We start from the raw sequence: 16,479 nt of genomic DNA, 5'->3' as shown, positions 1-16,479 counted from the left end.
ATGGGCGGCGACTGGCCGTATGTCTTGCTGCTGCACGGCCTCACCGGCTCGGGCCGCGGCCACTGGCAGGGCTGGCTCGCACACGAACTGGCCGACGCGGGCGCGTCGGTCGAGGTCCCGGTGTTCAGCGAACCCGACCACCCGTGTCTCGACACGTGGCTGGGCGACCTGAAACACCACCTCGAAGCCGCGCCCGCCAACACCAAACGCGTCGTCATAGCGCAGGGCGTAGGTGCGGCTCTCTGGCTCCACCACGCCGCCAGGACTCCACTGGACGACCACTCGCTGAGGGTGGACAACGTCCTGCTGGTAGCCCCACCTGGCGACTCCTGGCACGCCCCGGACGTCCGGGGCTTCACCCCGGTTCCACTAGACCCCGCAGGCATCCGCCGCGCGGCTAGCTGGACCCAGCTGGCAACGGGCGAGGACGACGAGTGCCTGCCGGTGGACGAGGCCGTGAAGATGGCGGCGGAGCTGAAGATCGACCTGGACGTGATCCCAGCCGGCGGCGCCTTGGACACAAGGACCGGCTATGGCCCGTGGCCGTCGGTGTTGGAGTGGATCCGCAACCGCCACACTCGCCTCACCGCCGTAGAACCCGCCTCCTGACCTGACGGGAGCAGCAGGGCCACCAAGCCGGGCATGAAACGGCTGACCCTCCGCACGAATCGCAACGGCCCGAATAAGCGACCCGACCTCGCACGAATCGTAATCGCGAGGGTCGAACAAGCGCCCGGAGCCCCCACGATTCGCGACGGGCCAGCACCCAAACAGGCACCCGAGACTCAAGTCGCGACCACCATGGCACGAAACCGGCGAACCACCCAAACAGGCACCCGCCACGCGAAAGAGGCCAGGTCAGACCTTGCGACTCACAGCAGGCACATGCCGCCCCAAGAACCCCAAAACATCCGGCACAATCCGCCGATAAAACCCATCCCCATGCCCACCAGGCCCCGTATACCCGACCTCAGGAGAAGCGAGCCGAATAAATTTCCGAGTCCCCTCAATAAAGTGATCCTCAGTCCCACACCACACGCCAACAGGAACGCGACCCAACTTCTCCACATTCCGAAGCGGGTCCAGCGATGCCCATTCCTGAGTGCTCTTGAACGCCCGCCGAGTGCTCATCTCGCGCCATGACATCAGCAGCCCAGGCGAGATCGCCGCGACCGCCGACAACGGCGAACGCATCTCCTCACGCCGGCGGGCATAAAGCAAAGCCCCAAACCCGCCCATGGACACCCCCGCGCACGCGAACGGCGTCCCGGTGGCGTCCCCAAGACCACGCGCCCGCAACCACCGCGGAACCTCCTCAAGCAACATCGCCATCGCGTTGTCGCCGACCCGGTTCTCGTGCCAGTAGTTGTTGCCGCCGTCCACGGCGATGAACCCGAACGGCGGAAGCGTCCCCGCCGCCACGCCACGAGCTAGAGCGGCGGGCAGTCCGGTGGGGGCGGAGTGGCGGGCGCGGCCGTGGAGGCCGTGCAGGAGCACGCACATCGGCAGGTTCTTGGTCGGCAGCTGCGCGGGCAGGATGGTGACGACGTCGACGTCCTGGCCGCGGGCGGCCGAGTACACCCGGTCGGTCCGCACCACCGGGTCCGGCGCGGCCCCGCTGGTCACGAGGTCCAGCCACGGCAGCGAACCGGAGACCACGCCGGTCGTCGCGAGACCGGCGGCCCCCGCGATCAGCAGTGAGCGCCTGCTGAGCCCCGGTCTTCCCCCGTCCCCCATGTGCGCCCCCCTCCGACGGACAGCCTCTCCCCTTAGACGTACCAAGTCAGGCATTTGGTGGCCTGTCAGACGCCTTCGATCACCCCATCGTGAGGGTGAACTCGAACGTTTCTCGATTCACTGCTCCGAGAGTGCCCCAAGATCGCTACCGGGCGCACCCGAACCGGAACAAGATCGTTAACTGATCACCGACCGCGACCGCAACGCGTCGACCTTCGATGCCGGGTAGTCGAGCCAGTCGAGGACCGCGTCGGTGTGTTCGCCCAGCGTCGGGACGGGTGCCGGGTCCCAGGTCCAGGCGTCGGCGTCGACCGGTGGGCGCAGCATGGGGACCGAGCCGCCCGGAACCGGGACGGTCGACCAGCGGTCGCGGGCGACCAGCTGCGGGTGTGATGTCAGTTCGGTCACACCTCGTGTCCGGGCGGCGGGGACGTCGGCGGCGTCGAGCGCGGTCAGCAGGGTGTCGGCGTCGACGGCGTCGAAGGACGGCTGCAGTTCGGCGTGCAGGTCGGCCCGATGGGTGACCCGGTCGGCCACGGTCCGGTAGCGCGGGTGGTCGGCCAACTCGGGCCGCCCGATGACGGAGGCGCACAGCCGCCGCCACTGTCCGTCGTTCTGCACGGCCAGGTGGACCGCGCCGCCGTCCCCGCAGGCGAACGGCCCGTACGGGGCGATGGTCGGGTGGTGCGCGCCGTGCCTGCCGGGCGACGAGCCGGTGCCGTGCGCGTACAGCGCGGGCTGGTGCATCCACTCGGCGAGTGCCTCCATCAGCGTCAGCCGCAGCGTCGCCCCCTCACCGGTCCGCCCCCGCCGCACCAGCGCGGCCAGCACCGCGGCGTGCAACTGGACACCCGCGGCGATGTCGGCCACGGAAATTCCCGCCCGCGCCATCGACGGCCCATCGCCGGTCGTCGCGACCAGCCCGGTCTCGGACTGGATGAGCGCGTCGAACGCCTTGCGCTCCCCGTACGGCCCTCCCTCGCCGTAGGACGACAACTCGGCGGCGACCAACCGCGGGTGCCGGGAACGCACCGCGTCGGCGTCGAGCCCGAGCCGACGGGCCGCGCCGGGGGAGAGGTTGCACATCACCACGTCGGCGCGCGAGATCAGTTCCTCGACGATCGCCAGCCCGTCGGCCTGCTTGAGGTCGACCGCCACCGACTCCTTGCCGACGTTGGTCCACGCGAAGTAGCTCGACACGTCGCCGCAGGAACTGTCGTAGTCGCGGGCGAAGTCACCGGACCCGGGCCGCTCGATCTTGATCACCCGGGCGCCCAGGTCGGCCAGCAGCCGGGTCGCGTAGGGCACGGCCACCGCCTGCTCCAGGCTGACCACGACCATCCCGTCGAGCGGCTTCACTTGATCCGCCCGACGCCCGCGTACACGTTCATCGCCGAGTCGCGCAGGAACCCGATCAACGTCATGCCCTGCTCCTCGGCCAGGTCCGCCGCCAGCGACGACGGCGCCGACACGGCCGCGAGCACCGGCACCCCGGCCATCGCCGCCTTCTGCACCAGCTCGAACGACGCCCGCCCGGACACCATCAGCACCATCCCGCGCAGCGGCACGCGGTCGGCCAGCAGGGCCCACCCGAGCACCTTGTCGACGGCGTTGTGCCTGCCCACGTCCTCGCGGACCACCAGCGTCTCCCCGGACGCCGTGAACAGCCCCGCCGCGTGCAGCCCACCGGTGCTCTCGAAGACTTTCTGCTGCTCCCGCAGCCGCCCCGGCAGCGAGTGCAGGACGTCGGCGGCGACCGTCACGTCGTCCTCGGCGGGCGAGAACCGCGTCCGCAGCCGCACCGCGTCGAGGGCCGCCTTCCCGCAGACCCCGCAGGACGACGTCGTGTAGAAGTTTCGTTCCACCCCGACTTCGGGCGCGGGCACCCCGTCGGCCAAGGCGACGTCGAGGACGTTGTAGGTGTTGCGTCCGTCCTCGTCGGCTCCGTCGCAGTACCGCGCGATGGAGACGTCTTCCCGGCCGCCGATCACGCCCTCGGTGAGTAGGAAGCCGTGCGCCAGCTCCACATCGTGCCCCGGCGTGCGCATCGTGACCGCCAGCGCCCGCCCGCTGACCCGAAGCTCCAGCGGCTCCTCAGCGGCCAGCGCGTCCGGCCGCGTGCGCCGCCCGTCGGCGCTCAGCCGCACCACAGACCGGCGCACCGTGACTCGTCCCATGCCACCAGCCTAAGGAAGGCCATCCCCGACGCCTGCGCCCGTCGGGGATGGCCTTCTGTGAGGGGACCGCTCAGGTCACAGCCGCTGCCAGAGCGCCGGGACGTTGGGCGGTTCCCAGCCGGGCTGGGACGTGTGTCCCTGCCAGCACTTGTAGCTCGCCCCGCCGTAGGTGACCTGCGCGCCTGCCGCGTACGCGACGTAGGGCGCCCACGTGCCGCCCGGGGGGACGGTCGTCGTGGTCGGCGAGGTCGTGCTGGTCGGCGGGGTGGTGGTGCTGGTCGGTGGGGTGCCGGACACGGTCAGCCGCAGGCCGTAGGCGCTGAGGATCTCGTTGACCGGCTGGAAGTAGATCGTCCCGCCGGAGGTGCAGTTGCCCGAGCCGCCGGAGGTGACGCCCTGGGCTTGGTCGCCGGTGAGCCAGGAGCCGCCGGAGTCGCCGGGTTCGGCGCAGGCGTTGGTCCTGGTCAGGCCGGTGATCGTGCCTTCGGGGTAGGTGACGGAGGCGTTCTTCTGCTGGATGGTGCCGCAGCGCCAGCCGGTGGTGGAACCCGAGCGGCACACCGATGCGCCGACCGGGGCCTCCGTGGAGCCCGCGACCGGGACCGTGCCGGGGTAGCGGTTGACCAGCGGTCGCGGCGTGTTGCCCGCAGCCGCCCGCACCCAGGCGTAGTCGTTGCCGGGGAAGCTCGACCCGACGACCGTCCCGGACGGGTTCGAGGTGGCGGTGCCCGCGCGCCCGCAGTGGCCCGCGGTGACGAACCCGCCTTCGACGGCGAAGCCGATCGAGCAGCGCCCGCTGCCGAAGGTGTAGGCGTTGCCGCCGATGATGTCGATCATCGGCTTGGGCGACTCCGTGGACGCCTCGACCCGGACCGCGTCGACGCCGTTCGCGCCCGCCCACGCCTTCGCCGCGTCCTGGCTGCCGTGCTTGGCCAGGACCACGACGGAGTTGGTGGTGACGTCGACGTACCAGCCGGGCACGCCGGCGGGCGCGGACGTCGCCGCTGTGTCGAGCCGGTCCTTGAGGGCGCCGAGCTGGACTTCGCTGCGGGCGACGGTCTGCGGGACCGCACCGAGGGCGCGGACCTGCGCCGCCTTGGTCTGGTCGGTCACCGCGACGGTGAAGCGGGTCGCGTCGCCGTTGAGCCACGCGCCGCCGAAGGTCGCGCCGAGCCGGGCCCGCAGGGCGGCCTCGGTTTGGGCGGCGACCTTCTCCCGGCCGAGCCGTTGCCGGGCTTGCTCCGGGGTGATGTGCAGGTCTCGGGCGAGCGCGGCCTCCATGGACGTGTCCGCCGCGGCGGACGGTGTGCTGAGCGCGACGGCGGTGGTGAAGCCGGCCACGCTGAGTGCCGCCAACGCGGCGGCGGTGATCTTTCGGTTCATCCGCTCTCCAAGGCAGGGTGAGGTGGGACCCCCCGAGCTAAGCCCCCCGACCCCCGAATTGGTACATACCAATCTGGTCATACCGTTAAAGTCCGAAGGGTGAACAGGGACAGCTACGACGTCGTCGTTGTCGGCGGTGGGCACAACGCGCTGGTCGCGGCGGCCTACCTGGCCAAAGCCGGGCGCTCGGTGGTGGTGCTGGAACGCTTGGGCCACACCGGGGGCGCCGCGGTGAGCGCGAGCCCGTTCCCGGGTGTGCGGCTTTCGCGCTACTCGTACCTGGTGAGCTTGCTGCCGGACCGGATCGTCGAGGACTTGGGCCTGCGGCTCGATTTGCGGTCCCGTGCGGTGTCCTCGTACACGCCGACCGTCCGCGCGGGCCGCGCCACTGGCCTGCTGGTCGAGCGCGATCCCGGCCCGGTGACGGCGGAGTCGTTCCGCGCGCTGACCGGCTCGGACGCCGAATTCGGGCGCTGGCAGGAGTTCTACGGCGATCTCGCCCGGGTGGCCCGCGCGCTGGCGCCGACGCTGCTCGACCCGCTCCCGTCCACCGCGGCGGCCCGCGACCTGGTCGTCGGCGCGGCGGGCGAGAAGGTCTGGCGGCAGATCTTCGAGCGTCCACTGGGCGAGGCGATCGAGGAGACCTTCACCGACGACCTGGTGCGCGGCGTCGTCGCGACGGACGCGCTCATCGGCACCCACACCTCGCTCAGGTCGCCGGACCTGTTGGCCAACAGGTGTTTCCTCTACCACCTCATCGGCAACGCGACGGGGGAGTGGCGGGTCCCGGTCGGCGGCATGGGCGCGGTCACGGCGGAGCTGCTGCGGGTCGCCCGCTCGGCGGGTGCGGAGATCGTGACCGGGGCTGAGGTGACACGGGTCGACGCGGACGGCAAGTCGGCGGAGGTCAGTGTGACGGACAGCGTGGGGGACAGGGTGATCGGCGCGGGCCACGTGCTGTCGGGCGTGGCGCCCGCGGTGCTCGACCGGCTGCGGGGACGCTCGGCGGCCGCGCCGGTGGGTGCTCAGCTGAAGATCAACGTGCTGCTGGATCGGCTGCCTCGGCTTCGGTCAGGGGTCGACCCCAGGCAGGCGTTCGCCGGCACGTTCCACCTCGATGAGTCCTATGTGGAGTTGGAGAACGCTTATCAAGCAAGCGTTTCCGGCAAGGTTCCCGAGTTCCCACCGGGCGAGATGTACTGCCACACGCTCACCGACTCGTCCATCCTCGCGCCCGAGCTCGCGGCTCGTGGTGCGCACACGTTGACGCTCTTTGGGCTGCATCTGCCCGCGGCTCTGTTCGCCGAAGACAACCGTGGGTTGTGCGGGGATCTCGTCGACCGGTTCATGGCCGGGCTTGATCGGCACCTCGTCGATCCGATCGCTGAGTGCGTGGCTCGCGATGCCGACGGAAATCCCTGCGTCGAGGCACGCACACCGCTGGATCTGGAGGAGGAACTACGGATGCCGGGCGGAAACATCTTCCACGGCGACCTGTCGTGGCCGTTCGCCGATGAGGGTGGCTGGGGTGTGGAGACGGACGTGTCGAACCTGTTCGTGTGCGGCAGCGGCGCTCGGCGTGGTGGGGGAGTGAGCGGAATCGGCGGCCACAACGCGGCGATGGCGGTGCTCGGCCGATGAGCGGGTGATGCTTGGGCCAGGCGCCGGGGTGCCTGCTCGGTCCGTTGCGTTTCGGTGGAAAGCAGGCCCTCGGTGCGTTGGCGGCCCTGGCACGACGATGGCAGTGTTTGTCCGATGAGCAAAGCGACGGTTGCGGCACTGGCCTACCTGGCCCTGGTCGCGCTGGTGTGCGTGGTCACGGTCGTGGTCGCCGCGGCGGGCGACTCCGAGTCGATGGTCGGCGTGTGGTGCGTCTTCGTGACGATGCCGGTGTCCCTGCTGGTGGTCCAGGCCGCCGGCGCGATCGGGTACTGGCCGGTGGTGATCATCTCCGCGTTCGTCCAGGCGGCCGTGATCTGGTACGTCGTGCGCGCACTCACAAAGCGGTCCGCGCTGGTCGACGGTTCGCCCTGATCGCGATCCCGGTCGCCGGACGCTCTCCTGGGTTGCGGTGTGACCGGCGGCGCACTGGGAGCGGGCATTTTCGGGGCTGTGCCGTGGTTGACTCCAACGTCCCACGGACCACGGGGAGAGGAACCCAACGATGTCGGCACCCAGCACGCTCACCATGTACTCGACGACCTGGTGCGGGTACTGCCGCAGGCTCAAGACGCTGCTTACCGCCGACGGCATCTCCTACGTCGAGGTCGACATCGAGGAGACCCCCGGCGCGGCCGACTTCGTGATGCAGGTCAACGGCGGCAACCAGACCGTCCCCACCCTGCACTTCCCGAACGGCGCCGCCCTGACCAACCCGAGCCTGGCCGAGGTCAAGGCGCAGCTGGCGGCGTAGCTGCCGCCAACCGGATGACAATGGACTTCGACGTCGGCGTGTTGGACGTGTCGGCGGTGGAGTCCAGCGGCACCAGCGAGTTCGCCTCCGGGAAATACGCCGCCGCGCACCCGCGAGCCGTCGGGTAGGACACCACCCGGAACCGCTCGGCCCGCCGTTCGCGGTCGGGCCACTCGCCGACCAGGTCGACCAGCTGACCGTCCTCGAATCCGAGGGCGGTCAGGTCGTCCGGGTTCACCAGGACCACGCGCCGGGCGTCCTTGATGCCGCGGTAGCGGTCGTCGAGGCCGTAGATCGTGGTGTTGTACTGGTCGTGGCTGCGCAGCGTCTGCAGCAGCAGCCTGCCTTCGGGCACGAACGGCACGGTCAGCTCGTTCGCGGTGAACGCCGCCTTCCCGCTCCTCGTCCCGCTGAACTCTCGGGCGTCGCGCGGCGCGTGGGGCAGGACGAAGCCGTCGGGCTCCCGCACCCGCTCGTTGTAGGAGTCGCAGCCGGGCACGACCCGGGAGATCCGGTCGCGGATCAGGTCGTAGTCGCGTGGGAAGTCCTTCCATGGCACCGGATGCGCAGGCCCGAGCAGCGCGTCGGCGGTGCCGCACACGATGTCCACTTCGGACCGGAGCTGCTCGCTCGCCGGGTCCAGCCGACCCTCGGACCGGTGCACGACCGACATCGAGTCCTCGACGGTGACGAACTGGTCGCCGGACTCCTGGGTGTCGCGCTCGGTGCGCCCCCGCGTCGGCAGGATCAGGGCGGTCCGCCCGTGCACGACGTGCGACCGGTTCAGCTTGGTCGACACCTGAACGGTGAGGTCACACGACCGCAAGGCGGCCTCGGTGACCTCGGTATCCGGTGTGGCGGCGGCGAAGTTGCCGCCGACAGCCACGAACACCTTCGCCTTGCCGTCGCGCATCGCCCGGATCGCCGAGACGGTGTCGTGGCCGTGCGTGCGCGGAACCTCGATGCCGAACTCGGTCTCCAGCGCCGACAGGAACTTCTCCGGCATCTTCTCCCAGATGCCCATCGTCCGGTCGCCCTGCACATTCGAATGTCCCCGCACCGGGCACAGTCCCGCGCCCGGCTTGCCGATCATTCCCCGCAGCAGCACCACGTTCGCGATCTCGCGGATCGTCGGCACCGAATGCTTGTGCTGGGTCAGCCCCATCGCCCAGCACACGATCGTGCGCTTCGAGTCGGCCATCATCCGGGCGACCTTCTCGATCTGCTCCCGCGCCATCCCGGTCGCGGCGACGACGACGTCCCAGTCGACCTCGCGGACGCTGTCGGCGTACTCGGCGAACCCGATCGTGCGGTTGTCGATGAAGTCCTGGTCCACGACCGTGCCCGGGTTCGACGTCTCCCAGGTGAGCAGCAGGTGCCCGATGGCCTGGAACAGCGCCTGGTCGCCGCCGATGCGGATCTGACAGAACTCGTCGGCCAGCTCGGTGCCCTTGCCCAGCACCCCGCGCACGTTCTGCGGGTTCTTGAACCGCATCAGCCCGGCCTCGGGCAGCGGGTTCACCGCGATGATCTTGGCGCCCGCCCGCTTGGCCTTCTCCAGGGCGGTCAGCATCCGGGGATGGTTCGTGCCCGGGTTCTGCCCGACGACGATGATCAGGTCGGCCAGTTCGAAGTCGGCCAGCGACACCGAGCCCTTACCGACGCCGATGGTCTCCGACAGCGCCGCGCCGGAGGACTCGTGGCACATGTTCGAGCAGTCCGGCAGGTTGTTCGTGCCGAACGAACGCACCAGCAGCTGGTAGAGGAACGCGGCCTCGTTGCTGGTCCGGCCGGAGGTGTAGAACACCGCCTCGTCCGGAGTGGACAGCGCGCGCAGGCGCTCGGCGACCAGGGTGAACGCGTCGTCCCAGGAGATCGGCTCGTAGTGCGTGCCGCCCTCGCGCAACACCATCGGGTGAGTCAGTCGGCCCTGCCCGCCGAGCCAGTAGTCGGTGCGCTCAGCCAGGTCCGCCACCGCGTGCTCGGCGAAGAACTCCGGCCCGGCCCGACGCTTCGTGGCCTCCTCGGCGACCGCTTTCGCGCCGTTCTCGCAGAACTCGGCGGCATGCCGGTGCCCGGGCTCCGGCCACGCGCAGCCCGGGCAGTCGAACCCGTCGCGCTGGTTGAGCAGGCGCAGCGTCTTGGCCGTGCGCACCACACCCATCTGCTCGACACCGCGCTTCAGCGAGACGGCGACACCGGGGATCCCGGCGGCCCACTGCTTCGGGGTGGTCACGGACAGGTCGGACTCGTCGACGTCTTTGTCGGGGGACTGGCGCACCATGCGCCCATCCTCTGCCCCACGGGGTACGGATGCCATACGGTCGGTGCCTGAGTCACACGCAGGAGGCCACGATGCCCACAGCCGACGACCTGGCCGCCACCCTGAGCCGGGCCCGGGAGGCGTTCGAGGCCTCCACCCGCGGTGGTGGCGCCGCCTGCGGCTCCGCGGCCGACGCCTACGCCGGACTGCGGTCCGCGCTGCTCGCCGAACTCGACGTCTGCCTCGCGGTCCTGGACGGTGGCGAGTGAGCGGGCCGGTGCAGCTCACGTCGCTCGTGCGCAACCTCAACGACCTGGGCGCGATGCTCAACCCGGTCAAGCTGGTGACCGTCGTGGCGAGTGTGGTCAACGAGATCAAGGAACCCCCGCCCGGCGACCCGGACGCCCTGGAAGTCCTCGCCGCCGCCTACCGGGTCGCCGGTGCCTCGCTGACGCCGCTGGGGCCTCAGGTGGCCGCGCTGGGCGTCGAACCGCTCCCCGCGACCGGCCGGGTTCTCGACCGGGTAGCGGCCACCATGACCGCCACCGGCGACACCCTCGCCGAGCTCGCCACGTCCGTCCGCGAGCACCAGCGCAGGCACGCCGAGCTCCATCAGGCCCTCGCCGCCGCCGCGCACGACGCCACGCATGTCGGTTCCGTGCCGATGCCGGACCCGGTTGGGATCGCCAAGCTCGTCGGCGTTGTCGGCGACCTGATCAGCGGCTGCGTGGCTGTCTACACCGACGCCCTCACCGCCGCCGACCGCGCCGCGGGCAGGCTCACCGACCTGCGCGGCGCCGCCCGTGCCGCTGCCGCGGTCGACGGCGGGCTGTCCCCGAAGGACGCGGTCGCACTCGCCGACATCGGGCTGGAGTCGGCCCGCTATGACCCCGGCCTGTTCGGGCTGAGCCAGCTTGCCCGCCTGGGCGCGGCGAAGTCGGCGGAGGTGGCCGAGCTGCTGGCTTCGGCGTCCTCCGACGCGGAGCGCGCGTGGCTGTTCAAGGCGGTCGGCGCGGGCCACGGCGTCAAGGTCCTGCGCGGGTTCGCCGAGGCCATCCGCGGCCGGGACGAGACCTGGCTGCGGTCGCACCTGTCGCTGGTCGACCGGGGCGAGGAGGCCGCGCAGAGCCGGATGGGCGTCGCCGTGCGCCAGTACGAGGCCACGACCTGCGGCACGACGGTTCTCATCGTCGCCCGCGCGGAACACGACCCGGTCTACGCCCTGACCCTCACCCGCGACGACTTTCAGCCCGCCTTCGCCGCCGAGCGCGCGGTGGTCCACGACGAGACGAACGTCGTCTACCCGCAGGTGGTGGGCACCTCACCCAAGGGTGTCGCCGCGTACCTGACCCGCCACATCGGCACCCGGTACGACTGGCGGTTGGTCGACGACACCGACCGCCGCGAGATCTCGCGCACCCTGCGTGAGGTGATGGCCGCGGTCGACCAAGGGAACCCGGTGCCGCTGCTGGTCGGCGGGATCGTCCCGCGCCACTACGTCCTGGTGGTCGGGCACGAGCGCGGTGTGCTGCTGGTCTTCGAGCCCACCGCCGGCCGCACGGTCGCGGTCCCGGAACAGGCGTTCCTCGACGGCGACCTCAAGTCCGCCCTCGGCTTCGCCCACGTCCAGTCCGCAATCCTCCCGCGAGTCGCCCCTCCAGGCGAACGAGTCGCCCCTCCCGGCAAGTGAGTTCAACATTCAGGCTGCCGACAGACGTTCGACATCGCCAGATGTGCGCCGAACCGCGCGCCCGAATGTTGAACTCACTCGCCGGAAGGGGCGACTCACTTGCCTGGAGGGGCGACTCGCGGGTTAGGTGGGGCAGCCGCTTTCGGCGGGGAGGGGTGCGGTGGGGTCGAAGTAGGTGTCGCGGTCGCGGCGGGGGACCCGGTGGATCTTGTCGCCGTCGCGGAACGCCGGGGCGAGGAAGCCCTTCTTGTACTCCACGCACGAGATCGAATAGCCGTAGCCGCCGACGCCGCCGTACCAGAGGCCCTGGCTGCCCGCGGTCCACCGGCCGCCGGAGCGCAGCACGTAGTCGACCTCGGCGCGGACCACGACGACGCTGTCCATCGGGTCGCTCGTCTTGGGTCCTTCGAAGGCGTAGGCGAAGAGGAAGTTGGTGTGCACCACCAGCTCACCCGGCCCACCGGCCTCGGTCCACATCCGGCCGTTGACCTTCGGCTCGACCGGCAGCAGCGGGCTGCCCTTCGACACCAGGCTCACCAGGGCCTGGGCTTGTGGTTCGTTGCCGGTGCCGAACAGCGGCGCCAGTTGCTTGCGCGCGTCCGGCGCGAGCAGGGTCAGGTAGCGGGACGGATCGTGCTCGACGAGCAGCCGGGGTTCGAGCCTGCTGGCCACCAGGGCTTCCCGCACCAGCGCGGTGGCCGACGCGACCTGCTCCTTGGTGAACTCGCCGATCTGCATCGGCGGCGGCACGACGATCCCCTCGGCGCCGTCGGCCCAGCCCGAGGCGGGGGTGTGGTCGAACGGCCGGCTGGAGTCGGCGGTAAAGCGGTCGGAGATGACCGGCGGGGCCGCCGTCCCCGGGTCTTCGGTGTTGGCGAGCACCTTGTCGAACATGCCGACTCGGACCATCAGCATCAGCACGGCGACGATCGCCACGAGCACCATCGACGTGACCAGCCAACGCTCCAGCTTGCGACGGCGTGTGGCCCGCACCATCGCGCGCACGTCGGCCCGAGCCGACGCCCGTAAACGGTCGCGCCACTCGGCGTCTCGCAACGCCGCGTGATCGCCGAACTCACGTTGATCCACCGGCCCCCCAAGGGCGCTCCAGCACCGTTCCCGGCCTGGCTCGACTGACGACTGCCTCGTGCTCACCACATTGATGTGTCAACGGGTGGTGTTAGCAACGCACCCACCAGCGGATCATGCGTTGCGGTGAACGGCGGTCGAAGCCAGACCAGCGGTCATCGAGGGCAGGACGACCCGGATCCGATAGGCCGATCGGGGTCGAAGAGCGCGTCCGGAAGGCCACCTGCGCCCGTCATGGCGTCGACGCTGCCGCTCGGGTGGCCGCATTCCGTGGGGTAACCCTGGGTCTCGTTGAGCCAGACGCCCCGGTCGGCCTTCGGTTTGCCCTCGCCGACGACGGTGAGGTCCATGTCCAGGCGGGCGACCTGGACCCGCGGGCCATCGTCGGTGTGCAGCGGGTAGACGACCACAAACCGGGTCTTGACCAGCAGTTTTCCGGTTCCACCCGATTCCGCCCACATCCGGCCGCGCACCTTCGGCGGCACGGGCAGCAGGGTCGTGTCGGGGCCGAGCCGGACCACGAACCGGTCGACCCGCTGGGGGTCGGCCAGGGCCGCGCGCAGGCTCTCCTGGTCATCCGCGGCGAACAGCCGCAGGTAGGGCTCGTAGTCCACGCCCATGATCACCGCGGGTTCCAGCATCGCCGCGGCCACGACGTCGCGGGCTCGGGCGTAGGCGTCGGCGATCGCCTCGGTCGAGTGGGCGCCGATCACCTCGATCAGGGGGACCACGATCCCGGCGTCGCCGTCGGCCCAGTCCTGGGCGGGGGTCCCGACGAAAGGCCGCGCGGGGTCGGCGGCCACGGTCTCGCGCCGGGCGCCGTCGCCGAACCAGCCCGCCAAGTTCGTCAGGATGAACATGAAGACCATGGCGCCGGCGAGCACCACCGCGCCGACCGGAACCCTCCGCATGGCGCGGACCCTAGAACGGCCGAACGGCGCGTCGGTGACCTCGGGGTGCCGCCGAGATGACGTCCGGATGTAAGTACGGCTGATCGGCGCAACGCCCGCTTCGACCGGCCGTTTCCGCCCTTCGTAGACTCTTGGCCGTGACTCAGACCCCAGCCATGCAGACCACCGACCTCCCGCAGGCCTGGGAGCCTGCCGCGGTAGAGGCGGAGCTGTACCAGGGCTGGGTAGACGCCGGGTACTTCACTGCCGACGCGTCGAGTGAGAAGCCGCCGTTCACCATCGTGCTGCCCCCGCCGAACGTCACCGGCAGCCTGCACATGGGCCACGCCCTCAACCACACCGTCATGGACGCGCTGACCCGCCGCAAGCGGATGCAGGGCTTCGAGGTGCTGTGGCTGCCCGGCATGGACCACGCGGGGATCGCGACGCAGAACGTCGTCGAGCGCCAGCTGGCGGGCGAGGGCCTGTCCCGGCACGACCTGGGCCGGGAGAAGTTCGTCGAGCGCGTGTGGGAGTGGAAGGCCGAGTACGGCGGCAAGATCCTCGACCAGATGCGCCGCCTCGGCGACGGCATCGACTGGACGCGCGAGCGGTTCACCATGGACGAGGGCCTGTCCCACGCCGTGCAGACGATCTTCAAGCAGCTGTTCGAGGACGGTCTGATCTACCGCGCCGAGCGGATCATCAACTGGTGCCCGCGCTGCCGCACCGCGCTGTCGGACATCGAGGTCGACCACTCCGACGACGAGGGTGAGCTCATCTCGATCCGCTATGGCGACGGCGACAAAGCCATCGTCGTGGCGACCACCCGCGCGGAGACGATGCTCGGCGACACCGCTGTGGCCGTGCACCCCGAGGACGAGCGCTACAAGCACCTCATCGACACCTACGTCGTGCTTCCGCTGACCGGGCGCGAGATCCCGATCGTCGGCGACGAGCACGTCGACCCGGAGTTCGGCACCGGCGCGGTCAAGGTCACGCCCGCGCACGACCCCAACGACTTCGAGATCGGGCAGCGGCACAACCTGCCGTCCATCACGATCATGGACGAGGCCGCGGTCATCACCACGCACGGGCCCTTCCTTGGCCTGGACCGCTTCGAGGCGCGCCCCGCTGTCGTCGCCGCGCTGCGCGCCGAGGGCCGGATCGTCGCGGAGAAGCGGCCGTACCCGCACTCGGTCGGCCACTGCTCGCGCTGCGACACGGTGGTCGAGCCGCGGCTGTCGATGCAGTGGTGGGTCAACGTGCAGCCGCTGGCCCAGGCCGCGGGCGACGCCGTGCGCGACGGCCGCACCGAGGTGCACCCGCCGGAGCTGGCCAAGCGCTACTTCGACTGGGTCGACAACATGCACGACTGGACGATCTCGCGCCAGCTGTGGTGGGGCCACCGCATCCCGGTTTGGTACGGCCCCAACGACAAGGTCGTCTGCGTCGGCCCCGACGAGGAGCCGCCCACCGGCGACGAGTGGACGCAGGACCCCGACGTCCTCGACACGTGGTTCTCCTCGGCCCTGTGGCCGATCTCCACGCTCGGCTGGCCGACGAAGACCTCGGACCTGGCCAAGTTCTATCCGACCAGCGTCCTGTCGACCGGCTACGACATCCTCTTCTTCTGGGTCGCCCGGATGATGATGTTCGGCCTGTACGCGATGGACGGCGTGCAGCCGTTCGACCACATCTACCTGCACGGACTGATCCGTGACGCCCAGGGCAAGAAGATGTCCAAGTCGCGCGGAAACGTCATCGACCCGCTGGATTGGCTCGACCGCTTCGGTGCCGACGCCACCCGCTTCACCCTGGCCCGCGGCGCGAACCCCGGCAGCGACATGGCGCTGGCCGAGGAGTGGGCGGGCGGTTCCCGCAACTTCTGCACGAAGCTGTGGAACGCCAGCCGCTTCGCCCTGATGAACGGCGCCACCACCGCTGTCCCGGTGCCGGTCCGGTCCGAGCTGACCGACGCGGACCGTTGGATCCTCGACCAGGCCGACGCCCTGGTGTCCGAAGTGGACACCCTGTTCGACGACTTCCAGTTCGCCAAACTCTGCGACGCCCTCTACCACTTCACGTGGGACCTGTACTGCGACTGGTACCTGGAGCTGGCGAAGGTTCAGATCGCCGAGGGCGGCGCCCGCGCGGATGCGACGCGGGCGGTTCTCGGGCACGTGCTGGACAAGGTGCTGCGGCTGCTGCACCCGGTCATCCCGTTCGTCACCGAGGTCCTGTGGAAGTCGTTGACGGGCAAGGAATCCATCGTCATCACCGACTGGCCCACCACGTCCGGCGCCACCCCTGACCCGGATGCCTCGCGCCGGGTCGAGGGCGTGCAGAAGCTGATCACCGAGATCCGCCGCTTCCGTGCGGACCAGGGATTGAAGCCGGGCCAGAAGGTCCCCGCCCGTCTGTCCGGTGTGGACGGTGCGGGCTTGTCAGCCCACGCTTCCGCCGTGACGGCCCTGGCCCGCCTCGAAGCCCCGGGGGAGGCGTTCGAACCGAGCGCGTCGCTGGAGGTCTCGCTGGGCGACGGCACGGTGACGGTGGAACTGGACTTGTCCGGCACGGTGGACCTGGCGGCGGAACGCAAGCGGCTCACCAAGGACCTGACGGCGGCGGAGAAGGAACTCGCCCAGTGCGAGGCCAAGCTGGGGAACCCCAAGTTCACCGACAAGGCGCCCGCGGACGTGGTGGCGAAGATCCAGGGCCGCCGGGATGTGGCGGCGGCGGAGATCGAGCGCATCACGGCCCGGATCGCTGCCTTGCCCGCGAGCTGAGTCGTGTTGGGGGTCACCAGCGAAGAGTACGGAGAGTGGCTGGTTCGG

At 70.4% G+C, this 16,479-nt stretch carries 14 protein-coding genes; 7 read left to right on the top strand and 7 right to left on the bottom strand.

All coding sequences use genetic code 11. The annotated features are described in order from the left end of the window. Window positions 1–609 (top strand): RBBP9/YdeN family alpha/beta hydrolase, encoded by a 609-nt coding sequence (locus ACUZ2Y_RS11935; RefSeq protein ID WP_476329920.1) that lies wholly within the window; start codon window positions 1–3, stop codon window positions 607–609. 249 nt (window positions 610–858) lie between these two features. Here ACUZ2Y_RS11935 and ACUZ2Y_RS11930 read toward each other — a convergent pair whose 3' ends face one another. From ACUZ2Y_RS11930 to ACUZ2Y_RS11915, 4 genes are all read right to left on the bottom strand, one after another. Beyond that, complete coding sequence (locus ACUZ2Y_RS11930; protein ID WP_476329917.1) at window positions 859–1,737, bottom strand: alpha/beta hydrolase; 879 nt, start codon at window positions 1,735–1,737, stop codon at window positions 859–861. A 177-nt stretch (window positions 1,738–1,914) separates the two neighbouring features. Next, the gene (locus tag ACUZ2Y_RS11925) at window positions 1,915–3,096 is read right to left on the bottom strand and encodes a CaiB/BaiF CoA transferase family protein (RefSeq protein WP_476329914.1); all 1,182 of its coding nucleotides are present in this window, start codon (window positions 3,094–3,096) and stop codon (window positions 1,915–1,917) included. Beyond that, window positions 3,093–3,914, bottom strand: a complete 822-nt coding sequence (fdhD, locus tag ACUZ2Y_RS11920) for a formate dehydrogenase accessory sulfurtransferase FdhD (protein ID WP_476329911.1) — start codon at window positions 3,912–3,914, stop codon at window positions 3,093–3,095. Before fdhD ends, ACUZ2Y_RS11925 begins: the two co-directional genes overlap by 4 nt. 75 nt (window positions 3,915–3,989) lie before the next feature. Beyond that, window positions 3,990–5,297 (bottom strand): alpha-lytic protease prodomain-containing protein, encoded by a 1,308-nt coding sequence (locus ACUZ2Y_RS11915; RefSeq protein WP_476329908.1) that lies wholly within the window; start codon window positions 5,295–5,297, stop codon window positions 3,990–3,992. 99 nt (window positions 5,298–5,396) lie between these two features. On the opposite strand from ACUZ2Y_RS11915, the gene ACUZ2Y_RS11910 reads away from it, so the two are divergent. From ACUZ2Y_RS11910 to ACUZ2Y_RS11900, 3 genes are all read left to right on the top strand, one after another. Continuing rightward, a complete protein-coding gene (locus ACUZ2Y_RS11910) occupies window positions 5,397–6,938 on the top strand; it encodes a phytoene desaturase family protein (protein ID WP_476329906.1) in 1,542 nt (513 codons plus the stop codon). Between the two features lie 114 nt (window positions 6,939–7,052). Next, entirely contained in the window at window positions 7,053–7,331 is a 279-nt protein-coding gene (locus tag ACUZ2Y_RS11905; protein ID WP_476329903.1) for an SCO4225 family membrane protein, read from the top strand. Between the two features lie 130 nt (window positions 7,332–7,461). Then, window positions 7,462–7,710 (top strand): mycoredoxin, encoded by a 249-nt coding sequence (locus tag ACUZ2Y_RS11900; RefSeq protein WP_476329900.1) that lies wholly within the window; start codon window positions 7,462–7,464, stop codon window positions 7,708–7,710. Here ACUZ2Y_RS11900 and ACUZ2Y_RS11895 read toward each other — a convergent pair. Further along, window positions 7,688–9,994 carry an FdhF/YdeP family oxidoreductase gene (locus ACUZ2Y_RS11895; RefSeq protein ID WP_476329897.1) on the bottom strand — a complete coding sequence of 769 codons (2,307 nt, stop codon included), beginning with the start codon at window positions 9,992–9,994 and terminating at the stop codon, window positions 7,688–7,690. The two genes, ACUZ2Y_RS11900 and ACUZ2Y_RS11895, sit on opposite strands and share 23 nt — an antisense overlap. 71 nt (window positions 9,995–10,065) lie before the next feature. On the opposite strand from ACUZ2Y_RS11895, the gene ACUZ2Y_RS11890 reads away from it, so the two are divergent. Both ACUZ2Y_RS11890 and ACUZ2Y_RS11885 read left to right on the top strand, forming a co-directional pair. Then, complete coding sequence (locus ACUZ2Y_RS11890; RefSeq protein ID WP_476329894.1) at window positions 10,066–10,242, top strand: hypothetical protein; 177 nt, start codon at window positions 10,066–10,068, stop codon at window positions 10,240–10,242. Then, on the top strand, window positions 10,239–11,663 hold the full coding sequence (locus ACUZ2Y_RS11885) for a hypothetical protein (protein ID WP_476329892.1): 1,425 nt from the start codon (window positions 10,239–10,241) through the stop codon (window positions 11,661–11,663). The genes ACUZ2Y_RS11890 and ACUZ2Y_RS11885 overlap by 4 nt, the downstream gene beginning before the upstream one ends. 123 nt (window positions 11,664–11,786) lie before the next feature. On the opposite strand, the gene ACUZ2Y_RS11880 is transcribed toward ACUZ2Y_RS11885, so the two are convergent. Beyond that, complete coding sequence (locus ACUZ2Y_RS11880) at window positions 11,787–12,752, bottom strand: hypothetical protein (protein ID WP_476329890.1); 966 nt, start codon at window positions 12,750–12,752, stop codon at window positions 11,787–11,789. Window positions 12,753–12,907: 155 nt separating this feature from the next. Beyond that, window positions 12,908–13,663 (bottom strand): hypothetical protein, encoded by a 756-nt coding sequence (locus tag ACUZ2Y_RS11875; RefSeq protein WP_476329887.1) that lies wholly within the window; start codon window positions 13,661–13,663, stop codon window positions 12,908–12,910. 155 nt (window positions 13,664–13,818) lie between these two features. Between ACUZ2Y_RS11875 and ACUZ2Y_RS11870 the strand changes: the two genes are divergently transcribed. Next, window positions 13,819–16,431, top strand: a complete 2,613-nt coding sequence (locus ACUZ2Y_RS11870) for a valine--tRNA ligase (protein WP_476331746.1) — start codon at window positions 13,819–13,821, stop codon at window positions 16,429–16,431. Window positions 16,432–16,479: the final 48 nt, after the last annotated feature.

The organism is Actinokineospora sp. UV203 (genome assembly GCF_056323665.1).
The sequence above is the reverse complement of the archived record's forward strand: the minus strand, read 5'-3'. Positions and strand labels throughout refer to the sequence as shown.

Bases quoted from the DNA above. Each gene is read 5' to 3' on its own strand.
- ACUZ2Y_RS11935 (WP_476329920.1), top strand. From the start codon at position 1: ATGGGCGGCGACTGGCCGTATGTCTTGCTGCTGCACGGCCTCACCGGC.
- ACUZ2Y_RS11930 (WP_476329917.1), bottom strand. From the start codon at position 1,737: ATGGGGGACGGGGGAAGACCGGGGCTCAGCAGGCGCTCACTGCTGATC.
- fdhD (WP_476329911.1), bottom strand. From the start codon at position 3,914: ATGGGACGAGTCACGGTGCGCCGGTCTGTGGTGCGGCTGAGCGCCGAC.
- ACUZ2Y_RS11915 (WP_476329908.1), bottom strand. From the start codon at position 5,297: ATGAACCGAAAGATCACCGCCGCCGCGTTGGCGGCACTCAGCGTGGCC.
- ACUZ2Y_RS11905 (WP_476329903.1), top strand. From the start codon at position 7,053: ATGAGCAAAGCGACGGTTGCGGCACTGGCCTACCTGGCCCTGGTCGCG.
- ACUZ2Y_RS11900 (WP_476329900.1), top strand. From the start codon at position 7,462: ATGTCGGCACCCAGCACGCTCACCATGTACTCGACGACCTGGTGCGGG.
- ACUZ2Y_RS11895 (WP_476329897.1), bottom strand. From the start codon at position 9,994: ATGGTGCGCCAGTCCCCCGACAAAGACGTCGACGAGTCCGACCTGTCC.
- ACUZ2Y_RS11890 (WP_476329894.1), top strand. From the start codon at position 10,066: ATGCCCACAGCCGACGACCTGGCCGCCACCCTGAGCCGGGCCCGGGAG.
- ACUZ2Y_RS11875 (WP_476329887.1), bottom strand. From the start codon at position 13,663: ATGCGGAGGGTTCCGGTCGGCGCGGTGGTGCTCGCCGGCGCCATGGTC.
- ACUZ2Y_RS11870 (WP_476331746.1), top strand. From the start codon at position 13,819: ATGCAGACCACCGACCTCCCGCAGGCCTGGGAGCCTGCCGCGGTAGAG.